The 10,775-nt window shown below is 45.4% G+C and carries 15 protein-coding genes; 10 read left to right on the top strand and 5 right to left on the bottom strand.

Annotation, left to right across the window (positions count from 1 at the left end):
* Positions 1 to 73 precede the first annotated feature (73 nt).
* From hemB to GWO68_RS11275, 3 genes are all read right to left on the bottom strand, one after another.
* The gene (gene hemB, locus GWO68_RS11265) at positions 74 to 1,048 is read right to left on the bottom strand and encodes a porphobilinogen synthase (protein WP_162346551.1); all 975 of its coding nucleotides are present in this window, start codon (positions 1,046 to 1,048) and stop codon (positions 74 to 76) included.
* A gap of 196 nt (positions 1,049 to 1,244) precedes the next feature.
* Positions 1,245 to 2,486 carry an ornithine--oxo-acid transaminase gene (gene rocD, locus GWO68_RS11270; protein ID WP_162346552.1) on the bottom strand — a complete coding sequence of 414 codons (1,242 nt, stop codon included), beginning with the start codon at positions 2,484 to 2,486 and terminating at the stop codon, positions 1,245 to 1,247.
* A gap of 118 nt (positions 2,487 to 2,604) precedes the next feature.
* The gene (locus tag GWO68_RS11275; RefSeq protein ID WP_162346553.1) at positions 2,605 to 2,913 is read right to left on the bottom strand and encodes a hypothetical protein; all 309 of its coding nucleotides are present in this window, start codon (positions 2,911 to 2,913) and stop codon (positions 2,605 to 2,607) included.
* Positions 2,914 to 3,073: 160 nt separating this feature from the next.
* Between GWO68_RS11275 and GWO68_RS11280 the strand changes: the two genes are divergently transcribed.
* The 10 genes from GWO68_RS11280 (at position 3,074) to GWO68_RS11325 (ending at position 9,945) form a co-directional block, all read left to right on the top strand.
* On the top strand, positions 3,074 to 3,244 hold the full coding sequence (locus GWO68_RS11280; protein WP_162346554.1) for a DUF5522 domain-containing protein: 171 nt from the start codon (positions 3,074 to 3,076) through the stop codon (positions 3,242 to 3,244).
* Positions 3,245 to 3,263: 19 nt separating this feature from the next.
* Entirely contained in the window at positions 3,264 to 4,166 is a 903-nt protein-coding gene (locus tag GWO68_RS11285; protein ID WP_162346555.1) for an arginase family protein, read from the top strand.
* Between the two features lie 130 nt (positions 4,167 to 4,296).
* Positions 4,297 to 4,536 (top strand): 50S ribosomal protein L28, encoded by a 240-nt coding sequence (gene rpmB, locus GWO68_RS11290; protein WP_162346556.1) that lies wholly within the window; start codon positions 4,297 to 4,299, stop codon positions 4,534 to 4,536.
* The gene (locus GWO68_RS11295) at positions 4,536 to 5,945 is read left to right on the top strand and encodes an aminopeptidase P N-terminal domain-containing protein (RefSeq protein ID WP_162346557.1); all 1,410 of its coding nucleotides are present in this window, start codon (positions 4,536 to 4,538) and stop codon (positions 5,943 to 5,945) included. Before rpmB ends, GWO68_RS11295 begins: the two co-directional genes overlap by 1 nt.
* A 135-nt stretch (positions 5,946 to 6,080) precedes the next feature.
* The gene (gene rpmG / locus GWO68_RS11300; RefSeq protein WP_162346558.1) at positions 6,081 to 6,269 is read left to right on the top strand and encodes a 50S ribosomal protein L33; all 189 of its coding nucleotides are present in this window, start codon (positions 6,081 to 6,083) and stop codon (positions 6,267 to 6,269) included.
* Between the two features lie 2 nt (positions 6,270 to 6,271).
* Positions 6,272 to 6,424 (top strand): DUF4295 domain-containing protein, encoded by a 153-nt coding sequence (locus GWO68_RS11305; RefSeq protein WP_162346559.1) that lies wholly within the window; start codon positions 6,272 to 6,274, stop codon positions 6,422 to 6,424.
* Between the two features lie 109 nt (positions 6,425 to 6,533).
* Positions 6,534 to 7,496: a signal recognition particle-docking protein FtsY gene (ftsY, locus tag GWO68_RS11310; RefSeq protein WP_162346560.1), complete on the top strand. Its 963-nt coding sequence runs from the start codon at positions 6,534 to 6,536 to the stop codon at positions 7,494 to 7,496.
* Between the two features lie 6 nt (positions 7,497 to 7,502).
* Entirely contained in the window at positions 7,503 to 8,021 is a 519-nt protein-coding gene (locus tag GWO68_RS11315; RefSeq protein WP_235942031.1) for a carboxypeptidase-like regulatory domain-containing protein, read from the top strand.
* Between the two features lie 3 nt (positions 8,022 to 8,024).
* Positions 8,025 to 9,341, top strand: a complete 1,317-nt coding sequence (gene rimO / locus GWO68_RS11320) for a 30S ribosomal protein S12 methylthiotransferase RimO (protein ID WP_162346561.1) — start codon at positions 8,025 to 8,027, stop codon at positions 9,339 to 9,341.
* Between the two features lie 208 nt (positions 9,342 to 9,549).
* Positions 9,550 to 9,945: a hypothetical protein gene (locus GWO68_RS11325; protein ID WP_162346562.1), complete on the top strand. Its 396-nt coding sequence runs from the start codon at positions 9,550 to 9,552 to the stop codon at positions 9,943 to 9,945.
* A 20-nt stretch (positions 9,946 to 9,965) separates the two neighbouring features.
* Here GWO68_RS11325 and GWO68_RS11330 read toward each other — a convergent pair whose 3' ends face one another.
* Entirely contained in the window at positions 9,966 to 10,325 is a 360-nt protein-coding gene (locus tag GWO68_RS11330; protein WP_162346563.1) for a hypothetical protein, read from the bottom strand.
* Positions 10,326 to 10,340: 15 nt separating this feature from the next.
* On the bottom strand, positions 10,341 to 10,721 hold the full coding sequence (locus tag GWO68_RS11335; RefSeq protein WP_235942032.1) for a PH domain-containing protein: 381 nt from the start codon (positions 10,719 to 10,721) through the stop codon (positions 10,341 to 10,343).
* Positions 10,722 to 10,775: the final 54 nt, after the last annotated feature.

Consider the following 10,775-nt stretch of genomic DNA (forward strand, 5'->3'; position numbering starts at 1 on the left):
CATTGTTGTAGTGGTGATAAACAAAAAAGCACCGGCCATAACCGGTGCTTTTTAAACTATAGGTAAGGATCTGTTATCTACGGATATACTGAGCGTATTCTTTGGCAAAGTAAGTAAGTATAACATCGGCACCTGCGCGCTTTATACTTGTAAGCACTTCTACCATGGCTTTTTCGCCATCTATCCAGCCGTTTTGGGCAGCTGCTTTTACCATAGCATACTCGCCGCTGATGTTATAGGCCGCAATTGGCAGATTAGAATTATCGCGGAGCAGTTTAATGATATCGAGGTAAGCCAGGGCTGGTTTTACCATCAAAAAGTCTGCGCCTTCCTGGGTATCGAGTTCGGCTTCTATCAGGGCTTCGCGGCTGTTGGCAAAGTTCATCTGGTAAGTTTTTTTGTCACCTTTTTTAGGAGCAGAGTCCAGGGCATCGCGGAACGGACCGTAAAACGAGCTGGCATACTTGGCTGTGTAGCTCATGATGCCTACTTTATGGTAACCGGCAGTGTCCAGCACTTTGCGGATGTGGGCCACGCGACCATCCATCATATCAGAAGGACCAACTATATCGGCACCGGCCTGTGCTTGTACCAGAGCCATTTTGCCTAATACTTCCAGCGTTTCGTCGTTCAGAATCTCGCCATTCTCAACTATGCCATCATGCCCGTCCGAACTATAAGGGTCCAGGGCTACGTCGGTCATCAGCACCACATCCGGAAAGTTTCGTTTTATTTCGCGTATCGCTCTCGGGAACAGGCCATCCGGGTTCATGCTTTCGGAGCCCGTTTTGTCTTTCAGTTGCTCGGGGATGCTGGCAAACGGGGCAAAGGCTTTTACGCCCAGTTCTACGCAGCTGTTCACTTCTTCTAAAAGGGTATCGATGGAGAAGCGGTTAATGCCAGGCATAGAGCTGATCTCTATTTTCTTGTTCTGGCCTTCAATTATAAATAGCGGAAAAATGAAGTCGTTCAGGCCCAGTGTGGTTTCTTCTACCATGTTCCGGATAACTTCGCTCTGACGGTTACGTCGTGGTCTTCTGGTTATCATATCTATAGGAAATAACTATAAAAAGCTTGTAAATCAAAGTGCTGCAAAGGTACAGGTTTATTGCTGATTGTTGAAGGAGTAAATTGTTTTAATCCTGCTGCAGTACAAAAAACAAGACGTGGCATGCAATTGTTTTAAACTATAAAAGCGGCACAGAGGCGCCGCTTTTATAGTTTATAGTTTAAGCTATAGTTGCTTAAAAATTCATCAGTACGGTTTCGATAATATCGCAGCACTCGTTTAGCTGCTCTTCAGTTATAACCAACGGCGGCGCAAAACGAATAATGTCGCCGTGGGTTGGCTTGGCCAGCAGCCCATGTTCCATCAGCTTTACGCAAACGTCCCAAGCAGTACGGCCATCCACAGTTGGCTCGATGATGATGGCGTTCAGCAGGCCGCGTCCGCGTACCAGGGTTACCAGTTCCGGGCGCTCAAGTTTTATTTGCTCCATCCGCTGGCGGAAGATGTGGCCCAGTTTATGCGCATTTTCGGTCAGGTTTTCATCTTTTATAACATCCAGGGCGGCCATGGCAACGGCTGCTGCCAACGGGTTACCACCAAACGTAGAGCCATGCTCGCCTGGCTGTATACATAGCATGATGTCGTCGTTAGCAAGCACACACGAAACCGGCAGCACACCACCTGACAAGGCTTTACCAAGTATCAGGATATCAGCTTTTACATCATCGTAATAAGTAGCCAGTAATTTTCCGGTGCGGGCAATGCCGGTCTGTATCTCGTCGGCTATAAACAGCACATTATATTCTTTGCAAAGGGCATGGCATTTCGCCAGGTAGCCTTCATCCGGAACCATTACGCCCGCTTCGCCCTGTATAGGCTCTACTAAAAAGCCACAAACATTCGGGTTCTCTTTCAGGGCAAGTTCTAAGGCATCGGCATCGTTGTAAGGTATTACTTTGTAGCCCGGCATGTATGGCCCAAAGCCTTTGGTAGAATCAGGGTCGGTGGAGAAGGAAATGATACCGGTGGTGCGGCCATGGAAGTTATGCTCTACAACTATGATTTCGGCAGAGTTTGGTGCTAATCCTTTTTTAACATATCCCCACTTGCGCGCCAGTTTTATAGCAGTTTCTACGGCTTCGGCACCTGAGTTCATGTACAAAGACTTGTCGTAGCCGAAATACTCGCAGATATACTTTTCGGCAATGCCCAGCTTATCGTTATAAAAAGCTCTGGAGGTAAGCGTAAGTTGCTGAGCCTGCTCGGTTAGGGCATTTATAATGCGTGGGTGGCAATGGCCCTGGTTCACGGCGCTGTACGCCGACAGAAAATCGTAGTAATGTTTGCCTTCTACATCCCAAAGGTGCACGCCTTCGCCGCGGGTAAGTACAACGGGTAGCGGATGGTAATTATGGGCGCCATATTTGTGCTCAATGTCTATGGCTTCCTGGCTCGAGGTAATGCTCTGTGTGTTCATAGTTTAAAGGTAAGCTCTTGTGGTGGCGCGGGTGTACCGTTGCCGTTATACTTTTACACAAAATATAATTTATAGTTGTAAATGTAATAAAAGCTAGCCTGAATTAAAACTGTGCTGCTTATGCGCCAGGTACCCGCCGCAGGCAACGGCCAACTATAGCTTCAAACTCATCGGGGGCATATTCGGAGTAGGTGTCTGTCATAATAGCCAGCTTGTTATCCTGCGTTCTAAACCCGTATACCTCGCGGTGGCCAGTGGTGTCGGGTGCTGTTACATGGTGCTGCTCCAGTAAAGTAAGGTGCTCCGGTAAGATAGGAATAGATAGTTCGGGGCAGAAAAGCTGGTGCTGCTGTATAGTAAATGTATTTACAAAGCCGCGGGCGCGCATGTCAGCAATGGCATCGGTAAGTGTGTGGTAAGTAGGCATAGGCAGGTAAGTTTAAGTACAGGCTAATTCGGGCGATGCGATTAAGGCAAAGTGTGCAAAAGAATAACGACCTGGCCGGTTAAGGCAGTACAAGTAGCGCGTGTTTTTGGTCAATGGGTCTTATTTATGGATATTTGCAGGTGCTACCTAAGTAAACGTGATGCAGCCACTAAAAGAAGGAGAAGATTTTTATTGGAATGAACAGGGGCTGATGGTATTTACAGCTAAATACCACCTAAAGCGTGGCTACTGTTGCCAGAACGGTTGCCGCCATTGCCCCTACGGTTTCCGGAAAAAACTCCAAAAGGCTGAAGAAGATAAAGCCAAATGATAGCCCAAACTATAAAACTATGATTCAGCTTGTTGGCATCCCTACTTTTGCAGGTGCCCTTTACCCTGGTACAGAAGCTACCCCGGTTGCTTTGCGTAGCCACGGCTTGCTACAAACTATAGCAGATGCAGGTATAACAGTTTCTGATTTTGGTGATATAGCCTTGCCAACCGATCTGCCGAGACACAACGTTCCCCCGGTTCGTAACTGGCCGGCCCCACGTATGGTCTGGGAAACTATAGTTGCGCAGGGAAGTAGTTGGTTTGATCCTGAAAAATTTAACCTGTTGCTGGGCGGCGACTGTAGCATAGTGGTTGGGGTGGCTGATCATCTGGCCAAACTATACGGCGACAAACTATACTTGCTGGTAATTGATGCCCATGTGGATGTAGTTAAGCCGGACCCGAATGTATGTGTTGGCGCTGCGGCCATGGGGCTGTGGTTTTTAACAAATAAGAACCTGCTCTGGCCAAAGCCCGAAACTATAAATCCGGAGCAAATAACTGTAGTAGCCTGCCAGAACCCACCTGCTGAAACCTACGGTATTCAAACTATAACCCTGGAGCAACTGCGCCAAAGTATAAAACAAACTATAGTTTCTGTACTTTCAAATATCCCGGAAGATGCCAAAATCCTGATCCATTTTGATGTGGATAGTGTGGGTAAAGACGAAATGCCAGCTGCTTACGCGCCCTCCGAAACCGGCTTAACTATAGTTGAGTGCCACGAATTGTTGACCAACATTATAGCCGACCCGCGAACGATAGCCATGGAAGTAACAGAGTTTTCGGCTATAAAAGACGAAGATGGACACAATGCATGGAGCCTGAATAACTTGCTCGCTGATAGTTTACGTGAAGGACTAAAAGAGCGTAAATTGCAAACCGGGCAGGAAACTATAGTTGTAAACCAGAACAATTAAACCAATAATTAAAGCTTCTCAGGGGCTTGGGAAAGGCAATTGTATAAAAATATTCACGATGGCTTTGACATTGTGTATCATTTTGTTGATATTTGCACCCCTATTGAAATAATTTAGAAGATAATACAAGATGGCACGAGTTTGCGACCTAACCGGTAAAAGACCTCAAGTAGGAAATAACGTATCACACGCTAACAATAAAACGAAGCGTAGATTTTATCCAAACCTTCAGAAGAAGCGTTTCTACATCCCTGAAGAAGATGCTTGGATCACTCTGAAAGTTTCTACTTCAGCTTTAAGAACTATCAACAAGAATGGTATCACTGCTGTTCTTAACAAAGCAGTAGAGCAAGGCTATATCCTGTACTAATGGCCGCCTTCCGGCTATGCGTGCTGCTGGTTTGGGCAACTATAACAGCTGCCACGGCACAGTCGCGTGTATCCCCGGACAAGCCATCTGATACATTAGATCAAGAATTTCACCGGCAACGGAGAGAGCAATTGCGTAAGCAGTTACCAGCTCGCTCCGTTGCCGTTTTCTTTGCTTCCCCGGTCCGTAACCGCGCCAACGATGTGGATTACTACTACCATCCGGACCCTGATTTCTATTACCTGACCGGCTATACCGAGCCAAATGCTGTGCTTATAGTGTATGCCGAGCCGCAAACTATAAATGGCAAGCAGGTGCAGGACCTCCTTTTTGTGCAGCCCAATAACGCACAGGCCGAACTCTGGAACGGTAAGCGCCTGGGCGTGGAAAATGCCGCCACCAGTTTAGGTATAGCTACCCAGTCAAATACTGCCTTTCAGAAATTCCAGTTCAGTAAAGATCTTCAGAAGGTATACATAAAGCCGTTGCCCACCGATGTGCGCGACGACGAGCGTGATAATGCTGACTTGTATAGTTTGCTGGAGCAGTTCAAGTCAAAGAACCTGGCAACTGACACAAAGGCGCTTGAAACGGTAATGAGCCAACTACGGGAACTGAAAACACCGGAAGAAATAAACCTGTTGCGTAAAGCGGTTACAATATCAGCTCTTGGCCAGATAGAGGTAATGAAGGCGATGAAGCCTGATATGTCGGAGCTGGAGATACAGGGCTTGCATGAATTTGTGCATAACAAGTATGGCGCGCAGCATGTCGGCTACCCATCTATAGTTGGGGCCGGTAACAACGGTTGTGTGCTGCATTACATCGAAAGCGCCAAGCCAAGTATAAGTAACAAAGAGCTTGTGCTGATGGATGTGGGAGCCGAATACAAAGGCTACACTGCCGACGTTACCCGTACCATACCTGCCAACGGTAAATTCTCTCCGGAACAAAAAGCCATTTACGAACTGGTGCTGCAAGCGCAGGATGCCGGAATTGAGCAGTGTAAAGTTGGCAATGATTTCTCGGCACCGGGCCAGGCAGCGCAGCAGGTAATTGCAGATGGATTGTTAAAGCTGGGTATCATCAAGAACAAGTCAGAAGCACGTCGTTACTTCCCGCATGGTACATCGCATTACATTGGCCTGGATGTGCACGATGCCGGTACGTATGGCCCTTTCAAAGCTAATTCGGTTATAACAGTAGAGCCAGGCATTTATATACCAGATGGCAGCCCTTGCGATAAGAAGTGGTGGGGGATAGGTGTTCGCATTGAGGATGACATTCTGATCACGGATAAAGGCTGGGAGAACCTGTCTAAGCTTGCTCCCCGCACTGTATTGGATATCGAGAAAATGATGGCACAACCGAGCGCTTTGGATGATTTCAAGCTCCCGGAAATCAAGTAAACTGAACTATAAACAAGGGTTTAAACTATAGTTTTGCGACCTAAACCTGAACTTTGCAATAAAATTTATAGTTTGTTTGTAGTTAAGAATTTAAGATTCTATATTTGCAGTCCCAAATAAAAAATTACAAGAGAGATGGCTAAAAAAGCAAAAGGTAATAGAATCCAGGTGATTATGGAGTGCACAGAGCATAAAAATTCTGGCATGCCTGGAACTTCAAGGTACATCACTACCAAAAACAGAAAGAATACGGCTGAGCGTTTAGAGCTTAAGAAGTATAACCCGGTGTTGAAAAAAGTAACTGTACATAAAGAAATTAAATAACCATGGCTAAGAAGGTAGTTGCAACCCTAAAGACCGCCACAGGTAAAGACTGGGCAAAAGTGATTAAAGCCGTTAAGTCGCCAAAAACTGGTGCTTACAGCTTTAAAGAAGAAATGGTTCCTGTTGATAAAGTGCAGGAAGTTCTTGCAAAGTAATACAAGCCTACTCTACTATTTAGATAGATAACACGAAGAAGTCCCTGCATTGGGACTTTTTTAGTATATTACCGTTTCACCGCAAAAGCTTACCCAACAACAACGCAGCATGGGAATTTTTGACTTTTTCAGTAAAGAGAAGAAAAAGGAATCGCTGGACAAAGGGCTGGAGAAAACCAAAGACAGCTTTTTTGGCCAACTGAGCAAAGCCGTTATAGGTAAATCTACTGTTGATGTAGACGTGCTGGACGAGCTGGAAGAAATTCTGGTGCATGCTGATGTGGGGGTAGAAACGACGGTTAAAATTATTGACCGCATAGAAAAACGTGTAGCCCGCGATAAGTATGTAAATACCTCGGAGCTGGACAAAATTCTGCGCGAAGAGATTGCAGCCCTGCTGGAAGAAAACAAAGCCGGAGACGGAGCCAACTTTGATTTGCCTGCAGGTATAAAACCCTACGTGATTATGGTGGTAGGCGTGAATGGCGTAGGTAAAACGACAACCATTGGTAAGCTTGCTTCACAATTCCACAAGGCCGGTAAAAAAGTAGTGCTTGGCGCTGCTGATACTTTCCGTGCTGCTGCCGTTGATCAGCTGATCATCTGGGGCGAGCGCGTTGGTGTGCCGGTTATATCGCATGGCATGAACACAGACCCTGCTTCGGTGGCGTATGATGCTGTAAAGAAAGGTGTGGAGATCGGCGCTGATGTCGTGATCATAGACACGGCTGGTCGACTGCATAACAAAGTTGGTCTGATGAACGAGCTTTCGAAGATCAAGCGTGTGATGCAGAAAATAACAGAAGATACCCCGCACGAAGTATTGCTGGTATTGGATGGCAGCACAGGCCAGAACGCCTTGCTACAGGCCCGCGAGTTTACCAAAGCTACCGACGTTACAGCCCTTGCCATTACCAAACTGGATGGTACAGCTAAAGGCGGCGTGGTGATCGGTATTTCGGATGAGTTTAAGATTCCGGTGAAGTATATTGGCGTAGGTGAGAAAATTGAAGACCTGCAATTGTTTGATAAGCAACAGTTTGTGGAGTCGTTCTTCTCGCGTAAAAAGTAAAATAGTATGAAGGGGTTTTTGTTTTCGGCGCTGCTATTGCTGGCAGCTTGTTGCAGTAGCAAGCAGGGCAAGGAAACAGCAGGCTCAGAAACAGGAACTATAACACAACCTGAAACTACGCAGGTGCAGCAAAGCCAGGCAAGTATCAAACAAGGCATAACCGGTCGCATTTTATGGGAATCCGGTAACCGTATGCCATCGCCGGATGCGCCGCCAACCGAAAGCAAACGTGGTGTGCAGCGTACAGTTTATATTTATAAACTGACCAACGCAAACCAGGTTACCACACAAGACGGTGTTTTTCACACCAACATTCAAACTAATTTAGTCTCTCAGGTTGTTACAGATGCTAACGGAAACTTTTCTGTTGCGCTGGAGCCCGGCAAGTATAGCCTTTTCACCAAAGAAGAGAAGGGGTTATATGCCAACCTTTTTGACGGGGAGATGAACCTTTTCCCGGTTGAAGTGCAGGAAGGGCAGGTTACAACTATAGAGTTCCTGATAAATTACCAAGCAAGTTATTAATACGTGAAAGTAAGAAGCTTAAAGAAGGATAAGGTAAACGTGATCACCTTGGGTTGTTCTAAAAACCTGGTGGATTCGGAAGTGTTGATGGGGCAGCTGCGTGCCAACGAGTTTGATGTGGCGCATGAGTCTGACAAAGATGATTCGAACATCATTATCGTTAACACCTGCGGCTTTATAGATAATGCCAAGCAGGAATCTATAGATACTATTCTGCGCTACGCCGATGCCAAAGAAGCCGGCCAGATAGATAAACTATACGTAACGGGTTGCCTTTCGCAGCGCTACAAAGATTCTCTGGAAGCTGAGATTCCGCAGGTTGATGCCTACTTTGGTACACTGGAATTGCCGCGTTTGCTCAAAACCCTGGAAGCAGACTATAAGCATGAACTGATCGGTGAGCGTTTACTGACTACGCCATCTCATTACGCTTACTTTAAGATTGCCGAAGGCTGTAACCGCCCGTGTTCTTTCTGTGCGATACCGCTGATGCGTGGCAAGCATGTAGATCGCCCGATCGAAGACCTGGTGAAGGAAGCAAAGCGCCTGGCAGGTATGGGTACCAAAGAACTTATACTTATTGCCCAGGATCTTACTTACTACGGTTTGCAGCAGTACGGCGAGCGCAAGCTAGCTGACCTGTTAAGAAATCTTTCGGACGTAGAAGGTATTGAGTGGATCAGGATGCAGTATGCCTACCCGTCGCAGTTCCCGATGGAAGTGTTTGATGTGATGGCTGAGCGCGACAACATCTGCAAGTACCTGGATATGCCGTTGCAGCACATCTCCGATAATATGCTGAAGACGATGCGCCGCGGTATCAGCAAGCGCAGAACTATAGAACTGGTAGATTCTATTCGCCAGCGTGTGCCGGACATTGCGTTGAGAACAACGCTTATTGCAGGTCACCCAGGCGAAACAGACCAGGACTTCCAGGAACTATACGATTGGGTAGAAGAAACACGCTTCGACAGATTAGGCATTTTTGCTTACTCTCACGAAGATAACACGCACTCGTTTACGTTGGAAGATAACGTGCCGGACGAAGTGAAGCAGGAGCGTGCTGATGCCATTATGGAACTGCAGCAGGGGATTTCTGTAGAGTTGAACGAAGAGAAAGTTGGCAAAACTTACAAAGTGCTGTTCGATAGAAAAGAAAGCGGTTATTTCGTAGGCCGTACCCAATACGACTCTCCGGAAGTAGATAACGAAGTACTGGTGCCAGCCGATAGCAATTATGTGCGCTTAGGTGATTTTGCAAATGTGAAGATCACGGATTCGTCTGATTTTGACCTGTATGGCGAAGTAATAGCCGAGTAAACTATAGCTCAAACTATAAAAAAGTCCTTACCAGTGCAGGCTGGTAAGGACTTTTCTTTTTAAGGCTATTGAAAAATAAAAGCTGATTTCGGAAAATGATTTTTTAAACAAAACCTGTGGTGTGTTTGTAATACTACAGGCCAATAAAAATTAAGGCCGGTTTTAAAGCACTTTCTCCTGTGCCGGGAAGGTAAGCCTGTTTTTATTTATGAAGCGTATAAAACTTCTTGTTACCGATTTTCTTAGCCTGGAATATAATGCCATAGACGATTACCTTATTGCAAACTGGCATGGCGAATTAACAAACGAGGCCGTTATGCATGGCTATGAGAACATACTATTCTTCCTGAAAAAAGAGCATTGCCATAAATTACTTGACAACCATTATGAAATAACAGGCTTATGGTCAGAACTTTCAGATTGGTTCGCAGAAAACTGGCATCCACGTGCCGAGGCAGCCGGTTTAGAATACCATGCAGCTGTTTACTCGCAGGACCACTTTAGCAAATTATCTACCGACAAAGCCATTAAAATGGTGAAAAGCGGAATTGTAAAAGGCTTTGACACCGTGGAAAATGCCGAAGGCTGGTTAAACTCTTTTTAAAGGAAATGTTGTTGACCCTTTTAGCATATGTTGCCGTGTGTGCTTGACTTTAGCAATTTCTTACGCACTAAAATTCTTATTATCTCATCAGCATCATCTCCTGATATTCTATATTTCTTGCATAAAAATTCAATAATCTCTTGCCTATTCATATAGCCCCATGTAGGCCCGTATTCTATACCTGACTTTAAAATCTCTAGAGCTATTCTCTCCCAGTTCTTAATATTATAACCTTCAATAAAATGTAATAGAAGCTGATCTTCTTCAAAATCATCTCCTAGGTCATTGTTAAATAAAAGTAGGTTTATATATTTTAGGGTTTTTCTCTTGTCTGATTCAGATAAATAAGGCAGTCTTTTTTTAATGTCTTCAATGATCATAATTTCTTCTAAAATTTACTTTAGCACATACTTACTCAGTACTTTGTAAGCTTCGTTTATATTATCACCTTTCCTGAAATCCTGTTTTATAGTTGGCGCAGACTCGCCAGTCAGCCATATTTTTAGCTCGGCGTCAAAATCCATCATGCCGGCTGTCTCTTTCGAGAACATTTTGATGCTGCTGTACGGGATGCTCTGGTAATCGACTTTAGAACCTGTCAGGCCCTGCTTGTTAACCAGGATTAGCCGCTTGTTAGTGAACACCAGCATGTCGCGGATGAGTTTGTATGCTTTCTCGATCTGCTCGTTATCCAGCAAAATTGGCTGAAATTCGGCAGTCAGTTTTTCGATCGATACTTCGGAGGCATGGCCCATCAGGCCGCTTAATAATCCCATAGTTTTATTTTTAAAGTTTGATGTACAGAAAGATAAGCGTTATAGTTTATAGTT

Source organism: Pontibacter fetidus, assembly GCF_010119545.1.
GTDB classification, from domain to species: Bacteria; Bacteroidota; Bacteroidia; order Cytophagales; family Hymenobacteraceae; genus Pontibacter; species Pontibacter fetidus.